Raw genomic sequence first — 21,863 nt, forward strand, 5'->3', positions numbered from 1 at the left:
TTAATTTGAGTTAATGTTTGAGGGCGATTCGTTTTTCAACGATCATTGAATATTTTGCCGCTTCTGCGATTTTAATCGCATCAGAAAGACATTGGCTTAATGGGGTAACGGTCTCATATCGTAAATGTTTCACCACATCAAGCGCTTCAATTTCTGCTGCACGGGTTAACCAAAATGGGCAAAGGGTATGAGTTTGATTGTACTGTTGCGTGCCTTTTGCACTATCCCGTAATGATAAATCCGCTTCAAATTCTTCATACAAATCATAGTGTTCTATTTTTTCCTCTGCATAGGTGAATGTCACACTTGAGGTAAAAAAGTTAATATCTATCATCCCTTTTTCGCCGTGAATTTGTATTCCCCATTGATGTTGGCGATAAGCCGTGCCCATTTCTAGCGAACCCAAAGCACCATTTTCAAAATGAAAGAGCAATTGGATAATATCTTTTGTGTCCGGTATATCTTGATGAGCGATATTGGTTGATTGGGCATAAACCGATTCAATGTTCCCTACAAGCCAACAGAGTAAATCCAATTCGTGAATTAAATGGAAAAGTTCGCCACCGGTTAAATTTGTATCAAGTTTCCACCACTCTTTATTCGTTAAATTTTCGATCCAACGTTGCCTTACGGCACGAATAACGGTGAGCTGCCCAAGTTGTTGATTGTCTAATACTTGTTTCACTCTCCGTAAACCAGGTAGAGTGCGTTCTAAATGACCAACAAAAATTTGGCGTTTTTTCTCTTTTGCCAATGTGATTAAATGCCGGCAATGTGCCGAACTTAAAACGAAAGGGGGCTCAATAAAAATATCGCAACCGGCATTAAGTGCAAGAATTGCCGGTGCATAGTGGGCGTAATTTGGCGTTGCGATAATCACAAGATCAGGGGTGGTTTCATTGAGCAAATCTTCAATATGTTGAAAAACATGACTGTGATATTGTTTGGCCAGATTCTCGGCAAGCAGAGGATTGATGTCGGTCACCGCGATTAAATTTGCGTCGGCTTTATGGAAGGCGGAGGCAAGTTGAGTACCGAAAAATCCACACCCCACTAAGGCAATATTGAGAGGCTTAGTCATTTTTTTCTCCTTGTGATAAACGTTGTCTAATGCTTTGGAAATAATGCAAAATGGCGCGCTGCATTCGCACGAGATCACGGGCTTCTACGGCATCAATGAGCTCCTTATGGTACATCGCCATTTGAGTGGATGAGCATTGTATTTCCGCTAAATCTTTCTCCACTTTGTGATAAATTTGCCAAAATGCATCTAAATATTGCAATAACAGGGGATTATTCAATGGCTCATACAATTCAACGTGTAAACGATATTCATCCTTCGGTGAGAATTTCCTATTTTTTGCACACTTTTCCATGTTTGCGACGTATTTCTGAAGTGCGGTAATTTTTTCATCGGTTATTTTACTAAGCACCATTGGCGCAAACCCATATTCAAGAATTTCACGAATATCCAGCATATTTCCTAATTGATTGCTCTCGGAATGTAGATTCAACTGGGTATGAAAGCTCAATCCTCGGATCATCGGAATCAAAGAAGATTCACTCACAAATGTACCGACACCGTGTTTAATATCTAAAATATGTAACGCTTCAAGAGATTTTATGGCTTCACGTAAGCTAGACCGACTTACCCCAAGCAATTCAATCAACTCGTTTTCTGTTGGCATTAAATCACCGGATTTTAAATTACGCTTAATAATTAACGCTTTGATTTTGTCTTGCAATTCAAGACTGGCTTCTTTCTTGTTTATTTTCATTTTCTGCATTTTTAGTATTTTCTTTCAGATTTGTGATCTACGTCTCACTCTTCTTAATTCCACCTAATTGACATAAGACATCATACGTCTTATCTTTGTTTATGCAAGCAGAAATTTGTAGCAATTTAAAATACTGTGATCTCTTTCACAAATTTTTATCAACATATAAAGGAGGTTACTATGGCAACCACATTACCATGGTACAAAGAAGTCAGCCCTATTCAGAAAAAAGCATTATTTGCCGCTTGGTTAGGATACGTTTTCGATGGTTTTGATTATATGCTCATCACCTATGTACTTTTGGATATTCAAAAAGAATTTGCCATGAGTACAACGGAAACTTCAACACTATTATTAGCCGCTTTCGTCGCCCGTCCTTTAGGCGGTGCTATTTTTGGTAGCTTTGCCGATAAATATGGGCGCCGATTGGCAATGATCGTTTCAATTTTAGTCTATTCTATCGGCACTTTCCTATGTGGGTTATCGACTAGCTACATTTGGCTTTTTATATTCCGAATGATTGTTGGTATGGGAATGGCGGGGGAATATGCTTGTTCTTCTTCCTATGCAATCGAAAGTTGGCCGCAACATCTACGTACAAAAGCCAGTGCATTTTTAGTCAGCGGTTTTTCTGTCGGGAATATTTTAGCCTCGCAAATTATCCCTTGGGTAGCACAAGAATACGGTTGGCGAATTGCATTCTTTATCGGTTTAGCGCCAGTGATTCTCGTGCTTTATATTCGTCGTCATGCACCGGAAAGTGAAGAATGGGCAGCGGCAAAATCAGAAGGAAAAGTGCAAAAAGTTCCGCTGACACAGCTTTTCTCAAAACAACAACTACCAATAACACTCATCATTTTTCTTGTTTGTTATTCTATTTTCTCCGTTAACTGGCCGGTAGTAGGATTACTCCCCCTTTATCTCAAAGAAAACGGTTATGCTGAAAATGTCAAATCGTTAATGTTTTGGGCCGGATTCGGCATTCTCATAGGAACATTAATCGCAGGTTTTGTCGGAGATACATTGGGTGAAAAGAAAACCTTCGTCTATAGTTTGTTACTTTCACTCTGTTTCCTTTTCCCTGTATTCTACTTACCTGAAAATAACCAGTTTGCACTTGGTATATTACTATTCTTTTTACTCGCAACAAATTTGGGGATTGCCGGTTTAGTCCCTAAATATATGGCGAAATTCTTCCCCACAGAAATGCGTAGCACAGGTATCGGTTTTATTTATAACTTTGCCGCTATCGGAGGTGGAGTTGCCCCGGTCATAGCTGCCGCCTTAAGTGAGCGCGTTGGTTTGGGTTCATCATTGGTTTATGTCACATTATTCTGGACATTACTATTGGTAGGATTAGTCGGATTAAGAATCCCGGAACGAATCCAAGAATATGTAAAACGTAACTAGATACCAAATACAGTTGTCTGACTAACTTTTTGAAAGTTACTCAAAGTGCGGTCAAATTCAACCGCACTTTTTTATTATTTCGGTATTATGTAGCAGTTTCATAAACTTAGATTTTATCTCATAGGTAGGGACGCCCACGCTGGTGTCCATAAAAAAATCAAATGATTTCAAAGAGCGGTAATATCACGTTATCACTTAGCTATTCTTTCGTTGTGTTAATTATTTGGGGAATTGGTGCGGCACGGCATGCGGTAGATACACGAGCTTTTGCCCGCATTTATGCCGAACTTGCCGTACCGGTGATATTAAACCAACGAAATAAAGGATTAGATAAATCAGCAATCACCGCGCGTGTAGCACTATCACGCCAATTTGTGGACTTCTTTGAGCGACATTTACCAACCTTGATTATGTCCGGTTTTTCCATTATTGGTGTGGCAATTATGTTATTGTGGTTGGAATTTTGGTCCGGCGTTACAGCTTGTTTCGTTTTGATATTTTTTGGATTGATGCTCCCTAAATATGCAAAACCAACGATTTACTCTACTTGAAATTCAATGACCACTTGGAAAAAGAAGTCAATGTGATTGAACAAAAAAGCCATTATCACTTAAATAAGCACTATGATTGGCTAGCAACATTACGCATTCGATTATCAAACCGTGAAGCCGATGGCTATTTATGGATCGGTATTGTTTCTGCGATTTTATTTGGCGTTACTGTCGTTCGCTTGGCAATGACAGAAAATGTACAAGCGGGGCACATTTATGCGGTGATTACCTATCTTTGGACTTTTGCTACAAGTCTTGATGACGCACCAAGACTACTTGAGCAATTTTCCAATTTGAGAGATATTGGCAAACGGGTTGAAGTGTAGGCTCTTAATGATAAAAAACACAAATGAATTTGACCGCACTTTTTATTTCAGTATCATACCGCCCATAATTGAAAAAGAGGCAAAATTATGACAACTGAACTTCAAAAACTTGATCCTGATGCCGCAATTGACACTGCTTATAATATCTTCTTGGAAATGGCGGGGGAAAATTTAGATCCGGCGGATATTATGCTATTTAATCTCCAATTTGAAGATCGTGGCGCCGTGGAATTTGTCGAAACGGCAGAAGATTGGGAACAGGAAATCGGGGTATTAATCGATCCGGAGGCTTTTGCCGAAGTCTGGATCGGTTTAGTCAATGATAAAGATGAAATGGACGATGTCTTTGCCAAATTCCTTATTTCTCACAGTGAAGAAAATCGTGAATTCCACGTTGTTTGGAAAAAATAATTCCTGTAAAAAAAGAGGGGGAAATTCATCATTTCCCCCTTATCTTTTCTATTTTTTTGTCAATTTTCGCACCACGGTGGTTAAGCCAAAGGTGAAAGCAATAACAGGAAAAGTTACTCCTAATTCGGTTTCCCATTCTTGCCACATTAAAACACGATAAATAACAAAGCCGATAAACCAAATAGCCAAGCCTATAACATCAATATTTTTCTGAGGTTCGCGTTGTTTAAACACAAAGAAATCAGCAATCAATACCCCTATCATAGGAGCGAACACCGAGCCGATAAAAAAGAGAAAATGCTCATATTGTGTGACCGGCAACATTGTTGCAAGAATAATACCGATAACCACCGTGAGAATTGAAACCCATTTCACACTCAATTTCGCGTAAATATTATTCAAGCTCATTCCCGTAGAATGGGCTGGTAATGCTGTATTAATCATGGTTGATGTGACAACAATCAGCACACCAACGATACTGACACCGGATAATGCCAAAATTTGAGCGATTTCTGATTTTCCGCTTACAAGCGCAGCCCCTAATCCAATGGAATACATCCAACAACTTGTAACTGTATAGGCGAGAGTAGAAAGTGCGGTTGTTTTTAACGGTGTTTTTGTGTGTTTCGTATGATCGGAAACAACCGGAATCCAAGATAACGGCATAATCGCGGCAATCTCTACCGCAGTACCAAACTTAATATGATGTTGCTCTTCCAAGAGCGGGATAAAATCACGGCTAATGATTTGTAATGTTAACCAAAGCATTAATAAAAACATCGTCACCAAAGAAAGACTTTTTATCACACCAAGATTAGTAAATCCCATTAATAACCAGACTATGATGAGTACACCTAATCCAACGGTAAATAAGGGGAAAAGTGCATTTTGAGCTTCCTGTTGATTCAAAATAGAAATCACTTCTGCCCCCATATAAATCATTACGGCAGTCCAACCGATAAGCTGCATCGCATTGAGCACGGAGAAAAGTATCGAACCTTTTTGACCAAAAGAAATCTGTACGGTTTGCATTGCACTTTTTTGTGTTTTGGCACCGATTAAGCCAGCACAAAAGAACATTGCACCGCCAATAATATGCCCGAGTAGAATAGCAAGAAGCCCTTGTTTCCAACCAAGGGGCGCAAACCAAGTTCCGGTTAAAATTTCAGCCATAGAAATAGCTGCAGTAAACCACACAAGACTTGCAGTAAGGTTTGAATGTTTGTGTTGCATTTTTTTCTTCCTTTTAGGTTAAGTATTGTTGATTAAAATTTATAATATAAAAAATTCAAAAAGATTAGATTAAATAGGAATGCTTGAGAAGAATACCAACAAAAGCGGGGGGAGGATATTGGTTACAAATCCAAAAGAAATAGCAATGGGTGTGACTTCTATTCCGCCCGATTTTTGGATAATGGGCAAAGTACAATCTAATGCGGTCGCACCGGTGATACCAATAGCGGTTGAGCGAAAATGTTGCATAAAAAGCGGTACGATAAACAAACTAATAATTTCCCGAGATAAATCATTGAAAAATGCAATACTCCCCTGCATCGGCCCCCACGCATTTGTCAGAACCACGCTTGATAAAGAATACCATCCCATTCCTGAAGCAAATGCTAAACCCTGAGTAATAGGTATCGTTAAAACCAACGCCGCGATGATCCCACCTAATAAAGAAGTAATGGTAAACACAATACCGGTTTGAAAACCACGTTTATTAAACAATACTTCTTTTAACGTGATGCCATTATTGCGCAGCTGAATACCGACAAAAAAGATTAATGCGATCAGAACATAAAGATTAATGCCCGTTGGTAAAACAAGATAAGTGTTAAATAACCAACCACATAAGATACCTAAAACGACCGAGCCGGAGAGTTTAAAAGAATCAACTAACGAATGCCAACGAGAGATGATCTTTCCTTGGGATTTGAGTACAGGTGCCGGATTAAAACGATCATAAATCATTAACCCAATCATATTTGAAGTTAAAATACTCATTGAAAGTATCGCTGCTGTTTTACCAATGATGGGTAATTTTGTTTCAAGATCATCAAGCTGACCAAGTAAATATCCCATTAAAAATAAGATAATGTACAACAGAAATATTACTATTTGATTAATTCCGGCGATATACTTTTTATTTTTTACTTTCAATAAATAGCCTAATAGCATAGGCACTAAAACGATTAACAATCCATTGATCATGTCCTGCATGATTATTTTCCTTTACAATAAACTTCGCCTAGCATACCTTTTTTATTAATAGGGTCAAGCCAAGCAATCAATTTTTGAAACTCATTGACAATACACGTATTCCTTGTGTGAAAAGTGCGGTGGATTTTTGGGTATTTGACAGGCAGAAAGAGAGCTTTCCGAATTACACCGCTTTTATGAAAAAGTGCCGATGTATAAAAATGTGCTGTTTAAAAGCTGTTTAACAATAATCAATGAGCGAAGTTCTGTAATATTAGCGAGGATTTTTATCTGGAAAAATAAATTTGGCGACAAAATTCTCAACACAGAAACCAGTAAGAAAGAGAATGACAAAAACAGCGGAATCGTCAATAACGCAAGCGACTGAGCAATAGGAATAAGGAAAAACTCACGCTATCCAATGGAGTTGCTACTACGGGTCATCACCGTGAGCCTTGAAACCAATCGGATTGTGAACAGTTTGCCTAAGTTGGAAATTTAGAAGAATGAAAAATGGGGCGTAATTTATACGCCCCAATATTTTAGAAAACCAACCGTACTTTATCTCAACGCTTTCTCAATCTTCTCAAATAAATCTTTGGAAAGATTTTCGACAGTGCTTAAGCGTTCCAACGCGCGTTTCATTAGCATTTGACGCTGAGTATCATAACGGGCAAAACGAATCAACGGTTCGATTAGCCGAGCGGCAACTTGTGGGTTGCTATCATTGAGTTTAATTAACACATCCGTTAAGAAACGATAACCGGAACCGCTAATTTCGTGGAAAGCCTTGAGATTTTGGTTGACAAAACTCCCCACTAAAGCACGAAGACGATTTGGATTGTTGAAATTAAAACTTGGGTGATCCATAAGATGATTCACAATTTCTAACACATTTTCATCCGGTCTTGTGGCTTGCAAAGCAAACCATTTATCCATCACCAAGCCGTCGTGTTGCCATTTTTGCTCAAAATCAGCGAGCAATGTATCACGGCACGGAAGGCAGGCTTTGGTTGCCGCTGTAAGTGCCGCGAGGGTGTCAGTCATATTATTCGCCGCATTGTAATGCTTATGGACGAGACTATTGCCAAGCGATGTATAAGCCAAATAATTTAAACAAAGGTTACGCATTGCACGTAAGGCAATATCTTGTTGGGTAATATGATACCCCGCCAAGCGAATATGATTGTAGCGTTTAAGTAATTGTTCTTTTAGATGTTCGGCAATGGTACGCAACATAAATTCACGGGCTGCCACAATGCCATCGGGATCAATAGTTTTAAAACTTTCGGCAAATTCAATATCCCGTGGTAAGGTGAGGATTAAGGTTGCCAATTCAATATCGTCTGCATAATTTTCCAACACTTGTAAAAGTGCGGTCAAAATTTGAGGCGAAATCTCAAAATCTTCTCCTTGTTGGAAGTGAGTCACGTTACGTCGTAACTCGTTCGTAAATAACATTTGTGCCGCATCCCAACGCACAAAGGCATTTTCGGCAAATTTTAATAAAGTAAGAAGTTGTTCCGTGGTGTAATCGTAATCTAACTTCACCGGTGCAGAAAAATCTTCCAACAATGCCGGAACAGGGCGACCATAAATGCCGTGAAATTCAAACACTTGATCTTTTTCAGTAATATTTAATACCCTGCTTAGTGGTGTGCCATCATACTGGAGCATTTGTTTTGTACCGTCTTGGGCATACAGTGCCATTTTAAGTGGAATATGCAGATTCACTTTTTCCATTTGATCTGCTGTTGGAGGAGTAGATTGAGAGACGGTTAAACGATAAGTATGGGTTTGTTCGTCATAAGCATCGCTAACTAACAATTCCGGAGTGCCTGATTGACTATACCAACGGCGGAATTGAGTTAAATCAAGCCCGTTCGCACGCTCCATTGCAGAGACAAAATCTTCACAGGTCGCGGCTTTGCCGTCATTTTTCGCAATATATAATGTCATACCTTTTTGGAATCCCTCCTCGCCCAATAAGGTATGCAACATACGGATCACTTCTGCGCCTTTTTCATACACAGTAACCGTATAAAAGTTATTCATTTCAATGACTTTTTCCGGACGAATCGGATGTGCCATAGGGCTGGCATCTTCAGCAAATTGCGTGGTACGTAAAAATTTCACATTATTGATACGATTTACCGCGCGAGAGCCGGTATCGGAAGAAAACTCTTGATCACGGAATACGGTTAATCCTTCTTTTAAGCTTAATTGGAACCAATCACGACAGGTCACACGATTCCCCGTCCAGTTATGGAAATACTCGTGGGCAATCACGCTTTCAATGGCTAGATAATCTTCATCCGTTGCAGTTTGCGGATTTGCTAACACAAATTTAGAATTGAAAATATTCAATCCTTTATTTTCCATCGCCCCCATATTGAAGAAATCCACCGCAACAATCATATAAATATCCAAATCGTACTCAAGATTAAAGCGATCTTCATCCCATTTCATCGATTTTTTCAGACTTTCCATCGCCCAACCGGCACGATCAAGATTACCGCGATCCACATAAAGTTCTAATGCCACTTCCCGTCCGCTTTTTGTGGTAAATTTATCTTCCAACAGATCAAAATCACCAGCCACTAAGGCAAATAAATAGCTTGGTTTCGGGAAAGGATCATGCCATTCAACCCAGTGACAACCATTATCTAACTCGCCTTCAGCAATACGATTGCCATTGGAAAGTAAGTAAGGATATTTCGTTTTATCTGCCGTAATTTTTGTGGTGTAACGCGCTAGCACATCAGGACGATCCAACATATAAGTAATTTGGCGGAAACCTTCCGCTTCACATTGTGTGCAAATCCCCTCGCCCGATTGATACAAACCTTGTAGCGAGGTATTTTCTGCCGGTACAAGAATGGTGACAATTTCCAGCTCAAATTCAGCCGAACTTTTATTGCTCAAATTCAAGGTTAACCCTTCGCCATCCTGCTGATAATCGGTGAAAGATGTACCGTTAAATTTAATAGAGGAAAATTGGAAACTATGACCGTCTAAACGCAAACTTCTTGCGTCGTCGTTTAGTCGTTGGAATTTTGTGGTTGCAGTAACTACAGTGTGATTCGGATCTAATTGAAAATCCAAATAAATGTCCGTAATAGTAAAATCCGGTTTTTTATAATCTTTTCGATATTTTGCTTTGGCTAACATAATCGGCTCTTTTTTAAGAAAAAATCGCCCACTAGGATATGATTTTACGGCAAAAGTTGCAATGGAATTTTCTCTCACCACAACCGAGCAAACGTTTGCTTAGCCTTGTTAAATTATGCTATTCTACGCACCGTTTTTAGTTTTACTTGAGAGCAAAAAATGTCCGCAACACAAGCACAAATTGCGATTGTAATGGGTTCCAAAAGCGATTGGACAACCATGCAAGAAAGCACGCAAATTCTAGATGAACTCAATGTACCTTACCACGTTGAAATCGTTTCAGCCCACCGTACCCCTGATAAACTTTTTAGTTTTGCCGAAAATGCACAGCAAAACGGCTATAAAGTGATTATTGCCGGCGCAGGCGGGGCAGCACATTTACCCGGTATGATTGCGGCGAAAACCTTGGTTCCCGTACTTGGCGTGCCGGTGAAAAGTTCCATGTTAAGTGGTGTGGATAGCCTTCATTCTATCGTGCAAATGCCAAAGGGAATTCCGGTCGGCACTTTAGCCATCGGGCCGGCAGGCGCAGCAAATGCTGCTTTGCTTGCAGCACAAATTCTGGCGGCTTGGGATCATGACTTACTTTCCCGTTTACAGGCTTTCCGTGAAAAACAAACAAACGCGGTATTGGATAATCCTGATCCACGCGTATAAAACACAAAAAATTTGACCGCACTTAAAAAAGTGCGGTTGTTTTTTCGATTATTTTTAACGAGAAATAAAATGCAAAAGTCTTCACTCTACCCCACGGTTTATGTACTTGGTAACGGTCAATTAGGCAGAATGCTCCGCTATGCCGGCGCCCCTTTAGATATTCAAGTCGAACCTTTAGCTTTCAACGCCCCTATTTTTGACTTACCGAAAAATGCGGTTATCACAGCTGAAATCGAGCGTTGGGAAAAAACACCTCTCACCGAATTGCTTGGCAACCACCCCCATTTTGTTAATCAACGCATCTTTGGCTTGTTGGCGGATCGCTTTACCCAAAAATCACTACTAGATGAACTTGGGCTTTCCACTTCACCTTGGTGTCTATTGGAAAATAAAGCCCAATGGCAAAGTGTGTTCCAAAGCGTAGGTGAAAAAGTTGTGGTGAAACGCCGTACCGGCGGTTATGACGGACGCGGACAATGGATTATCACCAATGAAAACAACACTGAAATTACCGATGATTTATTCGGTGAAGTGATTGCAGAGCAATTTATTCCTTTTGATGATGAAGTATCACTTGTTGGCGCTCGTTTCAAAAATGGTGAAAAACACTTTTACCCTGTGACACACAATCTTCAACAAAATGGGATTTTACGTTATAGCGTGATGGATACCACTTTCCCGCAACACGCCCGCCAGCAAACTCAAGCTGAAATGATGTTGGGTAAAATTATGGACAAGCTCAATTATGTGGGCGTAATGGCGATGGAATGTTTTGTCGTTGGCGATAAACTTCTGATTAATGAACTTGCCCCACGCGTACACAATAGCGGCCATTGGACACAGCTTGGCTGTACGATTAGCCAGTTTGAATTACATTTGCGTGCTTTACTGGATTTACCCACACCAAACTTAGAAACCTTTGCACCTAGTGTCATGGTGAATTTAATTGGCACAGATCATAACCCGCAATGGCTGGAGACAGAATTTGCCCAACTCCACTGGTATGGCAAACAAGTGCGTGCAGGGCGGAAAGTCGGGCATATTAATCTTTCTCACCCAAATAAATCCGTTATTATTCAACAACTGGAAAAACTTCGACATACTTTACCGGAAGATTACCAATCCGGTTTGGACTGGACAGTCGCACAATTAAAATAAATTCATTTTTGACCGCACTTTTTGATGCAATTAACAAAACAAAAAAGTGCGGTTAATTTTTATTGTGTTTTTACTTGCTAAACACAAAAGCTTGCAGTATAAAGCAACAGACCTAAATCCATTAAAAAAGGAAAACGCTATGTTTGAAAATATCAAAGCCGCCCCTGCCGATCCAATCCTTGGCTTAGGTGAAGCATTCAAATCCGAAACCCGTGCAAATAAAATCAATCTTGGCATTGGGGTATATAAAGATGCACAAGGCGCAACACCAATTATGCGTGCCGTAAAAGAAGCCGAAAAACGCTTACTTGATAAAGAAGATACCAAAAATTACCTCACCATTGACGGTATAGCGGAATACAACCGATTAACCCAAGAACTTTTATTTGGCGCAGACAGCAATATTATTAAACAACAACGTGCCAGAACCGTACAAAGTCTTGGCGGAACCGGGGCGTTACGTATTGCAGCGGAATTTATTAAACGCCAAACCAAAGCGCAAAATGTTTGGATCAGCACACCTACTTGGCCGAACCACAATGCGATTTTCAATGCGGTAGGAATGACAATTCGTGAATATCGCTATTATGATGCGGAAAACAAAACGCTAGATTGGGATAATTTAATCGCCGATTTAAGCAATGCAAACGAAGGCGATGTAGTGCTTCTGCACGGTTGCTGCCATAACCCGACCGGTATCGATCCGACACTGGAACAATGGAAACAACTTGCCGATCTTTCTGCAAAAAACGGTTGGTTACCATTATTTGATTTTGCTTATCAAGGCTTAGCAAACGGCTTAGATGAAGATGCCCTTGGTTTACGCACCTTTGCTGCAAATCACAAAGAATTGCTCGTAGCCAGCTCTTTCTCAAAAAATTTCGGTTTATATAATGAACGTGTCGGGGCATTTACGTTAGTGGCTGAAAATTCAGACATTGCTTCAACCGCCTTGACTCAAGTAAAATCCATTATCCGCACCCTCTACTCTAACCCGGCCTCTCATGGCGCGGCAACGGTAGTACAAGTGCTAAGCAATCCGATACTTCGCCAATCTTGGGATGATGAACTCACCGAAATGCGCGAACGAATCAAAAAAATGCGCCATTTATTCGTGCAATTATTAAAAGAATTTGGTGCCCAACAAGATTTTAGTTTTATTATTGAACAAAACGGCATGTTCTCTTTCAGCGGTTTAACCGCAGAACAAGTCGATCGTTTGAAAGACGAATTTGCCATTTATGCGGTGCGTTCAGGTCGCATTAACGTGGCAGGTATTACAGAAGATAATATCCGTTATTTATGTGAAAGTATTGTGAAGGTGCTTTAATCCTTCTCCCATCACAAAAGGCGTATCTTAATATGCGCCTTTATATCTATCATCTTAGGCACGTAACAATCAAATAACATTTAAAATATAATCAAATACTTTAAATGTTATTCAATTTAACATTCAAATTATTGAAAAGAACAGAGATTAATACTTTAAATCTTAAACAATCCCTTTAAAATACAAGGATTTTATTTTATCGGGGAGGGTATTTTTTATGCAATTTATAAAAATTGTCCTTGTTGGAATCGGACAAATTTTTTTACAAAAAAACGGCTTATCAGGTCTTATCATCTGCATTGCCATGTTTTTCAGCCATTGGGCTCTCGGCATCGGTTGTTTACTCGGTGCAATCATCGGCACATTAACCGCGATTAAACTCAATTATCCTAAAGAAGAAATTAAACAAGGCTTATATGGTTTCAATGCCAGCCTTGCCTTTATGTGTACCATGTTCACTTTTGGGTTAAAAGGCGTTTCACTCCCAGTATTTCTGTTAGGAGTTATCAGTGCCGTTGTCGCAACCTTGGTTATGCGAGAATTTACCAAAAGAAATTGGGTTGCCTACACTTTTCCTTTCGTATTCACCTGTTGGATTTTTTGCTGGGGTATCTCACAAATCGGCTTATTCGGTTTATGGCAAACCACGCCGGAACTGGTGGATCACACCGCAACATTAGAATCCATCAAACAACCCTTTTATGCTTGGGCGGAAGTCAATTTTGGCGGAAGCCTCATCACCGGTATTCTCTTATTTATCGCTATCGCCATCAGCTCGCCTAATGTGGCGATATGGGGAATGAGCGCAACGATCATCAGCCCAACCTTGGCAGGTTTTCTGTTTGACATCGAACCAAATCAACTGGCAAACGGCATTTATAGTTTCTCTGCAATTCTGCTTGCCTGTGCCTTTTCTGGCAATCGATTCCGAGATCTGGTTTACGTGATTTTCGGCATTACGCTTGCAATTTGTATCCAATTTGGCGTGGAAAAAACCGGTTTAGCCCCTTATACTATCGGCTTTATTGTTACGGCTTGGCTTATTCTATGGATTAAGGGCAAAGTCGATCACAGCAAGGTGAGTTCGGAAAAACTCAGTAATTTATTTAATCCATAATAAAGAGAGAAGATAACTATGCATTTAACATCAAGAGAACAAGAAAAATTAATGCTTTTTCTTGCAGGTGAGCTTGCGGCAAAACGCAAAGCCCGTGGCGTAAAATTAAACTATCCTGAATCTATCGCTTATATTGCCAGCCATCTACAAGAAGCGGCACGTGACGGCATGACGGTGGCGGAAGTAATGCAGTACGGTGCAACACTTTTAACTGTCGATGATGTGATGGAAGGCATCCCCGAAATGGTACATGAAGTGCAAATTGAAGCAACCTTTCCCGATGGTACAAAACTCGTTACCGTGCACAATCCGATCAGATAAAGGTTATACGACTGAAGGAAGAATTGTAGTGAAGTGGCAAAATCAATGAAAAATAACCGCTCTTTTCTCCCTTTGTAAACGAAACAAAATAAAGGAATAACACAATGATCCCAGGCGAATATAAATTAGCAAACGGTGATATTCACGCGAATATTGGGCGGAAAACCGTAAAAATCGATGTCGTTAATAAAGGCGACCGTCCAATTCAAGTTGGATCGCATTACCACTTTTTTGAAACCAATAATGCCCTTGAATTTGACCGCACTTTAGCCCGTGGTATGCGTTTAAACGTCCCCTCAGGCAATGCTGTGCGTTTTGAGCCGGGTGAGGTCAAAACCGTGGAGTTAGTAGAATTTGGCGGAAACAAAGTGATTTACGGTTTCCATAATAAAATTGACGGCAAATTGTAGGGGGAAATAATGGCATTAACAATTCCAAGAGCCCAATATGTCGCAACTTATGGCCCGACGGTGGGCGATAGCGTGCGTTTAGGCGATACGGATTTATGGGCAACCATTGAACAAGATTTACTCACTCAAGGTGATGAATGTAAGTTTGGCGGTGGAAAAAGCGTCCGTGACGGTATGGCACAATCCGGTACGGCAACGCGTGATAATCCCAATGTCCTCGATCTTGTCATCACTAATGTGATGATTATTGATGCGAAACTTGGCATTATCAAAGCGGATATTGGTATTCGTGACGGGCGAATCGTTGGCATAGGTCAAGCCGGTAATCCCGATACAATGAACGGCGTTACCCCAAATATGATTATCGGTGTCAGTACAGAAGTCCATAATGGCGCTAATTTAATTGCGACCGCAGGGGGAATTGATACCCACATTCACTTTATCTGCCCGCAACAAGCCCAACACGCCCTCGAAAACGGTACAACAACATTAATTGGCGGTGGTACAGGCCCGGCAGACGGTACGCACGCCACCACCTGTACACCGGGAGCGTGGAATCTGCAAAGAATGTTTCAAGCAGCGGAAGCATTGCCTGTCAATGTCGGCTTTTTCGGTAAAGGCAACTGTTCAACCCTTGAACCGTTAAGAGAGCAAATTCGTGCCGGCGCATTAGGTTTGAAAATTCATGAAGACTGGGGGGCAACACCGGCAGTCATCAATGCGGCACTGAAAGTCGCAGACGAAATGGACGTACAAGTAGCGATCCACACCGATACCCTCAATGAGAGCGGCTTCTTAGAAGATACGATGAAAGCCATTGACGGACGAGTGATCCACACTTTCCACACTGAAGGTGCTGGCGGCGGACACGCTCCCGACATCATTAAAGCGGCAATGTATCCGAATGTACTCCCCGCTTCCACCAACCCGACCCGTCCGTTCACGGTAAACACCATTGACGAGCATTTGGATATGTTGATGGTTTGTCATCATTTAGATAAGTGCGTACCGGAAGATGTCGCGTTCGCAGACAGTCGTATCCGTCCTGAAACCATTGCCGCAGAAGATATTCTGCACGATATCGGCGTATTCTCAATTATGAGTTCCGACTCGCAAGCAATGGGACGTGTCGGTGAAGTGGTCACCCGTACTTGGCAAACCGCAGACAAAATGAAAGCACAACATGGCGAACTTGGTTCGGAAGGCAACGATAACTTCCGTATTAAACGCTACATCGCCAAATACACTATCAACCCGGCTATTGCTCACGGTATTGCGGATCACGTTGGCTCATTAGAAGTCGGCAAAATTGCCGATATTGTGTTATGGAAACCGATGTTTTTCGGTGTAAAACCTGAAACCGTTATCAAAAAAGGCTTGATTAGCTATGCCAAAATGGGCGATCCGAATGCCTCAATCCCTACACCACAACCGGTATTCTACCGCCCGATGTATGGCAGCCAAGGCAAAGCTACCGCCCAAACCGCTGTGTACTTCGTGTCACAAGCCGGTGTTGATGCGAATATTAAAGAAAATTTCGGTATCGAAAAAGAGCTCATTGCGGTAAAAGGCTGCCGTAATATTGGCAAAAAAGACTTGGTTCATAATGATGCCACACCTGAAATTACTGTCGATCCAGAGCGCTACGAAGTTCGAGTGAACGGCGAACTTATCACTTGTGAACCCGCCGAGAAAGTGCCATTGGCTCAGCGGTATTTTATGTTCTAGTTATTCTCTCTCTTCTACCGATTTGTAGAAAAGAGAATGTTGAGTTTTATCGAAAAAATATGAAAATTATCAACTCCATTCTCCCCATTATGGAAAACATCTTGGGCAATTTATCCGACCTTCAACAAGAAGGTAAAATCACCACTCAAACCATTGAGCGTGTGCCGTTACAATGGTATGAAAGCGAACGCAATATTTTACGAAAAACCACTGACACAGGACGTGAAGTGGCGTTTCGTTTGCTCAAAGAAGGGCAACGGTTGAAACATAATGATGTGGTGTTTATTAGCGATGAACTGGCAATCGTGATCGATATTTTGCCAAGTGAAGTCATCGTACTTTCACCAAAAACCTTACCTGAAATGGCGCGAGCCTGCTATGAAATCGGTAACAAACATTCACCGCTGTTTTTAGACGGTGATGAAGTCACCTTATCTTATGACAAACCGATGTTTGATTGGCTACAAGCTGCGGGATTTAATCCGCAAAAAGCAGAACGCCGTTTAAGCCAAGCGTTGCGCGCCAATTCCGCACAAGGACACGGTCATTCGCACAGCCACGATCATGCTCATTCACATAGCGGCTATCATCACCACGGAGACGGAAATTGGCATCAACATTAAACCGTAATTTAGCTAAAAACCGTAGCTTGGCTGATTTAGGCGCATTGCTACACTTGGTTGATCCAACCCTACCTATTGGCGGGTTTAACCACTCCAACGGTTTGGAAACTTTCGTCCAACAACGTATTGTGGAAAGCAAAGCTACGCTTGAAGACTATGTTCAAACCCAGCTGTTACAAAACTGGATTTACAATGACGGGGCGTATCTTTCTCTTTCCTTTGATGCAATGGAAAGCCACAATTTCGACCGCTTATGCGAACTGGATTGGGAGCTTTCTGCTACTAAGGTTGCGCGAGAAAGCCGTGAAGGCAGCTTTAAACTCGGCGTACGGTTGCTTAAAATTTTCATTCGTTATGAAAATCATCCAGTTCTCATGGCATATCAGCAAGCGATCAGCGAAAAATGCGTACAAGGCTACTTCCCTATCGTATTCGCTATGATCGCCCAAACAATGGGTCTCACCAAAGCCGATACGCTCTATGCCTTTTATTACAACGCAGCAGTCGGTGTGATCACCAACGGTGTAAAACTGATTCCGTTAAGTCAAATGGACGGACAAGATATTTTGTTCGGCTTGCGTCAACCGCTGCAACAAGCGGTAGAACTAAGTTTAAATCCTAATCTTGACTGGCTTGGTTCTGCCACTCTCGCCAATGATATTCGGGCAATGCAACATGAACAGCTTTATACTCGATTATATATGTCATAAATAAATTTATTCATTTCTCCGTAAACGACGGAAGTCAAAAGTGCGGTCATTTCTAAACTATTTTTGCTAAGGAAAACCAATGCGTAATTACATTAAAATCGGCGTAGCCGGCCCAGTCGGGGCAGGTAAAACGGCGCTAATTGAAAAACTCACTCGTGAAATTGCCGGCAAATACAGTGTTGCGGTAATCACCAATGATATTTACACTCAAGAAGATGCGGAGTTTTTAACCAAAAACAGTCTGCTTCCCCCTGAACGTATTATGGGCGTGGAAACCGGTGGCTGCCCGCATACGGCAATCCGAGAAGACGCCTCAATGAACTTAGAGGCGGTTGATGAAATGGTAGCCCGTTTCCCTGATGTGGAAATCGTGTTCATTGAATCAGGTGGGGATAATCTTTCTGCAACCTTTAGCCCGGACTTGGCAGATGTCACCATTTTCGTTATCGACGTGGCACAAGGTGAAAAAATTCCACGTAAAGGCGGGCCGGGTATTACCCGCTCGGATTTACTGGTTATCAACAAAACCGATCTTGCGCCGTTCGTGGGGGCGGATTTAAGCGTGATGGAACGAGACGCCCGCCGTATGCGTAACGGTCAGCCATTTATTTTCACCAATCTGATGAAAAAAGAAAATCTCGATGGGGTGATCGGCTGGATCGAAAAATATGCATTATTGAAAAATGTAGAAGAACCTACGGGATTGATAAGATAAAAACGATCCCTCTTTTTAGCAAAGAGGGAATGATCGGTTTGAAAAATAATGAACAGTAAACTCAAACTTTCCACCAAACTTTCTCCAAACGGGAAAACCCAACTTGCCGAATATTTTGCCACACCACCCTTTAAGGTGATGATTTTACCCCACTATTCGGGTAGTTGGCGGCAGGGGTTGAATGCCATGCAAATGTCGTCTTCCCCCGGTGTGTTGGCGGGTGATAGGCTGAATATTCAAATTTCTTTGGCAAAATCAACCGCACTTTCGCTCAATACTCAGGCGTTTACCCGTGTTCAATCAATGAATACAGGCGACTGTGCCGAGCAACTCACACAAATTCATTTGGCAGAGGGAAGCCGCTTATTCTATTTGCCTCATCCCTTAGTGTTGCATAAAGATTCTGCTTTTAAACAGAAAACCTTAATTGAAATGTGTGAAAAGGCGGAGCTTATTTATGGTGAGATTATCGCTGTTGGGCGTGTGTTGAATGATGAACGTTTTGCTTTTAGACGGTTTTCATCCCATTTGAAAATTTATACATTGCAAAATGACGGAAAAAAACGACCGTTGGTATCAGATTGTATTCAATGGCAGCCCTCCGCAATGAATCTCACGGCATTGAGCCAAATGGAAAATTATTCTCATCAAGGCTCATTAATCTATCTAAACCTAGGCAAAAGTGCGGTTGAATTGAAAGCGGTTTTACAATCTATCCACACTCAAATTGCTGAAGTAAAAAATATGTTAGTTGGCGCCTCACTCTTGAACGAGGGAGGAATGATGCTTCGTGTTCTCGGACACCGTGCCGAACAAATACAAACGCTTTTTCAAGAAATCGCTCAATGTTTTCAAGCGAAAAGCCAATAAAACGGGTAGATTATTCTACCCTATTTTGTTATACGCCCACATATTCCAATTCAGGTAAATTTAACGTCCGTAAAAGCTGTTCAGCCATGTTTTTATGGCTAAAATTTACCACCCGTTCAGCCATTACGATACGCTGAATATCCCCGAGCTTTTTATTATTGAGATAAGCAAAATTCAAGGCGGTTTGTAATGCAGGCAAACTTGGATTAAACGCCGCATTTTCTGCATATTGCCCGTGAATTGTCTCACCATTTTTAAATAAAATCGCAATGCCATGGGGGCTTTCGGAATAAGGGCAATGGGATTGATTCGCGGCTAAAATCGCTTGATTAATCAATTCATCGGAAGAATTAGCAGCCAAATGATGATCTTCTTTTGCTAATAGATGTGTCGCGATATTTAAATCTTTTGGCCCAAAAGAATCCGGCAAATAATTCTGTAAAGGATTATGTAAACTATGGGGTAGGTGAATATTTAAACGTTCTGCACCGTGCAGCTCATTCATAAATTGTCGGCAATGACCGCAGGGCGTGTAATTAACAACCACATCGGTAATCCTTGTTTCACCACGCAACCACGCATGGCTAATGGCACTTTGTTCCGCATGAATAGTTTGCTGAATCGCCGTATCGGCAAACTCCTGATTCGCACCAAAGTAAAAATCGCCCTGTTCGCCTATTGCCACTGCACCAACATTAAAACGGGAAATGTCCGCATGACTATAACAAGCCGCGACGGGAAGTAAATATATTGCCAATTCCAAAGGGTTATAATCAAAATCCTGACAAAGCCGTGCGACTTGTTGATGATTTAAAAAACCTACCCACTGCCCTTCTTCAAGTTTTTTGATAATTGCTTGATTGAGAGCAATATCTAATGGCAATACATTTTTAATTAATTCCTGCACATTCTCTCCTTAAAAACATTTTAAAATTTAACCGCACTTATTGTAGATCAAAATCAGACTAATCAATCGCTTATTTACAAGATTTGTTAAAAAGATCAGAAGCTAAGCACGGCGGACATTTGTTAATTAATCGTTAAACCTTTCAAAATATTGGTTTTGATACAAATAATCTATTAATTCTATCTAATAAAAGTGGCTTTATTCCCTACTTTTATTATGTATAATGACGACACTTGAAACGAAACAGTTTCGGCTTCTAAAAAATTCATTAACAACATAAGGGGAAATCATTATGTCAAAAACATCAATCGGACTAGATACAGCAAAATCGGCAGAATTAGCAAGTAAATTAAATGACCTACTGGCAACCTATCAAGTTTTCTATACCAACATTCGTGGTTATCACTGGAATATTAAAGGCGTAAACTTCTTTGAGTTACATGCAAAATTTGAAGAAATTTACACAGATTTAGTCACTAAAGTAGATGAAGTGGCAGAACGTATCTTAACCCTAGGCTACACCCCAAATAATGCTTATAGCCAATACTTAAAAGTATCCCGCATTCAAGAAGACATTGCCGTAAGCGGTGCGCAAGAATGTTTATCCGGAACCTTATCCGGCTTAAAAGTATTACTTGAGCAACAACGCGAAATTTTAGCCCTTGCAGGCGATGCGGATGATGAAGGTACTGCCTCTCAAATGAGCGACTACATCAAAGAACAAGAAAAACTTGTCTGGATGTTCCAAGCGGCTTGCCAAACTTGCCACGCATAATTGAGAAATGATGAAAAAACCTGCCGCTTGGCAGGTTTTTTAGTTTATTAAATTGCTTTATCAAAATACAAGGCTACGCCACTTAGTTCGGACATTTTCTCCAAATATGCCGTCACTTCCGCCGGAAATTGAATACCACGGACACAAGTTAAATTACGCAACATTGGGAAAACGATAATATCTTCCAAGGAAAGCGCCCCATTCAATGCAGAAGCGGATTTAATCAGTGGCACAAGATTGTTGAGATCCTGATGTAAGCGAACAAGATAGTTTGCCGTTTCATCTAAATTCTGTTGAAAATCCCCGATTGATTCGGTTTTCTTTTTAGTAAAATAATCCACCGCACTTTGAGTTTTAAATTCCGGCAAACCGATTTTCACAAAGCGTGGGCTTAGCAAATGGTTGTAATAACTACCGACGGTTTTCGTCCAAGCATCAATTTCAGGACGAAGTGGTTCGGAAAGCATTTTTTCACCGATATTCTCATCCACATAACGGACAATATCCAAACTTTCCGGCATTGCCGTTCCGTCCTCTTTAATTAAAATCGGTACTACTTTTTTACCCACTAACCCGATCGGCGTCGTTTCATCATCATTGGCTAAAATAACCAATTCAAAAGGGATATTTTTCAAGCCGAAAATCATTCTTGCACGCACACAAAACGGGCAATGATCATAAGCATATAATTTCATA

The 21,863-nt window shown here is 40.9% G+C and carries 21 protein-coding genes and 1 pseudogene; 15 read left to right on the top strand and 7 right to left on the bottom strand.

Annotated features, from left to right (window positions below; translation table 11 throughout):
- Nucleotides 1-10 precede the first annotated feature (10 nt).
- Entirely contained in the window at nt 11-1,081 is a 1,071-nt protein-coding gene (locus FEE42_RS02550; protein ID WP_059366375.1) for a Gfo/Idh/MocA family protein, read from the bottom strand.
- Nucleotides 1,074-1,787, bottom strand: a complete 714-nt coding sequence (locus tag FEE42_RS02555) for a FadR/GntR family transcriptional regulator (protein ID WP_237184461.1) — start codon at nt 1,785-1,787, stop codon at nt 1,074-1,076. Before FEE42_RS02555 ends, FEE42_RS02550 begins: the two co-directional genes overlap by 8 nt.
- A 171-nt stretch (nt 1,788-1,958) precedes the next feature.
- On the opposite strand from FEE42_RS02555, the gene FEE42_RS02560 reads away from it, so the two are divergent.
- From FEE42_RS02560 to FEE42_RS02570, 3 genes and pseudogenes are all read left to right on the top strand, one after another.
- Nucleotides 1,959-3,188: an MFS transporter gene (locus FEE42_RS02560; RefSeq protein WP_135968618.1), complete on the top strand. Its 1,230-nt coding sequence runs from the start codon at nt 1,959-1,961 to the stop codon at nt 3,186-3,188.
- Nucleotides 3,189-3,349: 161 nt separating this feature from the next.
- Nucleotides 3,350-4,065: pseudogene (locus FEE42_RS02565) on the top strand (ABC transporter six-transmembrane domain-containing protein).
- Between the two features lie 87 nt (nt 4,066-4,152).
- On the top strand, nt 4,153-4,476 hold the full coding sequence (locus tag FEE42_RS02570) for an HI1450 family dsDNA-mimic protein (protein WP_164027644.1): 324 nt from the start codon (nt 4,153-4,155) through the stop codon (nt 4,474-4,476).
- 48 nt (nt 4,477-4,524) lie between these two features.
- Here the strand turns inward: FEE42_RS02570 and cytX are convergent, their stop codons facing one another.
- The 3 genes from cytX to pepN form a co-directional block, all read right to left on the bottom strand.
- Nucleotides 4,525-5,709, bottom strand: a complete 1,185-nt coding sequence (gene cytX / locus FEE42_RS02575) for a putative hydroxymethylpyrimidine transporter CytX (protein ID WP_059366407.1) — start codon at nt 5,707-5,709, stop codon at nt 4,525-4,527.
- 69 nt (nt 5,710-5,778) lie between these two features.
- Nucleotides 5,779-6,696 (bottom strand): LysO family transporter, encoded by a 918-nt coding sequence (locus FEE42_RS02580; protein ID WP_174435482.1) that lies wholly within the window; start codon nt 6,694-6,696, stop codon nt 5,779-5,781.
- A gap of 540 nt (nt 6,697-7,236) precedes the next feature.
- Entirely contained in the window at nt 7,237-9,846 is a 2,610-nt protein-coding gene (pepN, locus tag FEE42_RS02585) for an aminopeptidase N (RefSeq protein ID WP_059366408.1), read from the bottom strand.
- 159 nt (nt 9,847-10,005) lie between these two features.
- Between pepN and purE the strand changes: the two genes are divergently transcribed.
- The 11 genes from purE to FEE42_RS02640 all read left to right on the top strand — a co-directional run bounded on the left by purE (nt 10,006) and on the right by FEE42_RS02640 (nt 19,485).
- On the top strand, nt 10,006-10,503 hold the full coding sequence (purE, locus tag FEE42_RS02590; protein WP_059366409.1) for a 5-(carboxyamino)imidazole ribonucleotide mutase: 498 nt from the start codon (nt 10,006-10,008) through the stop codon (nt 10,501-10,503).
- Between the two features lie 69 nt (nt 10,504-10,572).
- Nucleotides 10,573-11,661, top strand: coding sequence for a 5-(carboxyamino)imidazole ribonucleotide synthase (purK, locus tag FEE42_RS02595; protein ID WP_164027645.1), 1,089 nt, complete (start codon nt 10,573-10,575; stop codon nt 11,659-11,661).
- Between the two features lie 139 nt (nt 11,662-11,800).
- Nucleotides 11,801-12,991: an amino acid aminotransferase gene (locus FEE42_RS02600; RefSeq protein WP_164027646.1), complete on the top strand. Its 1,191-nt coding sequence runs from the start codon at nt 11,801-11,803 to the stop codon at nt 12,989-12,991.
- Between the two features lie 217 nt (nt 12,992-13,208).
- Nucleotides 13,209-14,108, top strand: a complete 900-nt coding sequence (locus FEE42_RS02605) for an urea transporter (RefSeq protein WP_135968635.1) — start codon at nt 13,209-13,211, stop codon at nt 14,106-14,108.
- Nucleotides 14,109-14,126: 18 nt separating this feature from the next.
- Nucleotides 14,127-14,429 carry an urease subunit gamma gene (gene ureA / locus FEE42_RS02610; RefSeq protein WP_059366413.1) on the top strand — a complete coding sequence of 101 codons (303 nt, stop codon included), beginning with the start codon at nt 14,127-14,129 and terminating at the stop codon, nt 14,427-14,429.
- Between the two features lie 104 nt (nt 14,430-14,533).
- Nucleotides 14,534-14,839, top strand: a complete 306-nt coding sequence (gene ureB, locus FEE42_RS02615) for an urease subunit beta (protein WP_077493033.1) — start codon at nt 14,534-14,536, stop codon at nt 14,837-14,839.
- A gap of 9 nt (nt 14,840-14,848) precedes the next feature.
- Entirely contained in the window at nt 14,849-16,567 is a 1,719-nt protein-coding gene (ureC, locus tag FEE42_RS02620; protein ID WP_164027647.1) for an urease subunit alpha, read from the top strand.
- Between the two features lie 59 nt (nt 16,568-16,626).
- Nucleotides 16,627-17,190: an urease accessory protein UreE gene (gene ureE / locus FEE42_RS02625; protein ID WP_164027648.1), complete on the top strand. Its 564-nt coding sequence runs from the start codon at nt 16,627-16,629 to the stop codon at nt 17,188-17,190.
- Between the two features lie 26 nt (nt 17,191-17,216).
- Nucleotides 17,217-17,900 (top strand): urease accessory protein UreF, encoded by a 684-nt coding sequence (locus FEE42_RS02630; protein WP_164028801.1) that lies wholly within the window; start codon nt 17,217-17,219, stop codon nt 17,898-17,900.
- Nucleotides 17,901-17,979: 79 nt separating this feature from the next.
- Nucleotides 17,980-18,615 (top strand): urease accessory protein UreG, encoded by a 636-nt coding sequence (gene ureG / locus FEE42_RS02635; protein WP_059366418.1) that lies wholly within the window; start codon nt 17,980-17,982, stop codon nt 18,613-18,615.
- A 48-nt stretch (nt 18,616-18,663) separates the two neighbouring features.
- Nucleotides 18,664-19,485 (top strand): urease accessory protein UreD, encoded by an 822-nt coding sequence (locus tag FEE42_RS02640; protein WP_164027649.1) that lies wholly within the window; start codon nt 18,664-18,666, stop codon nt 19,483-19,485.
- 28 nt (nt 19,486-19,513) lie between these two features.
- Here the strand turns inward: FEE42_RS02640 and cdd are convergent, their stop codons facing one another.
- The gene (cdd, locus tag FEE42_RS02645; RefSeq protein WP_164027650.1) at nt 19,514-20,392 is read right to left on the bottom strand and encodes a cytidine deaminase; all 879 of its coding nucleotides are present in this window, start codon (nt 20,390-20,392) and stop codon (nt 19,514-19,516) included.
- Between the two features lie 292 nt (nt 20,393-20,684).
- Between cdd and FEE42_RS02650 the strand changes: the two genes are divergently transcribed.
- Nucleotides 20,685-21,167 carry a Dps family protein gene (locus tag FEE42_RS02650; RefSeq protein ID WP_059366421.1) on the top strand — a complete coding sequence of 161 codons (483 nt, stop codon included), beginning with the start codon at nt 20,685-20,687 and terminating at the stop codon, nt 21,165-21,167.
- 47 nt (nt 21,168-21,214) lie between these two features.
- On the opposite strand, the gene FEE42_RS02655 is transcribed toward FEE42_RS02650, so the two are convergent.
- A complete protein-coding gene (locus tag FEE42_RS02655) occupies nt 21,215-21,862 on the bottom strand; it encodes a GrxB family glutaredoxin (protein WP_164027651.1) in 648 nt (215 codons plus the stop codon).
- Nucleotide 21,863: the final 1 nt, after the last annotated feature.

Source organism: Rodentibacter caecimuris (assembly GCF_010587025.1).
Classification (GTDB): domain Bacteria; phylum Pseudomonadota; class Gammaproteobacteria; order Enterobacterales; family Pasteurellaceae; genus Rodentibacter; species Rodentibacter caecimuris.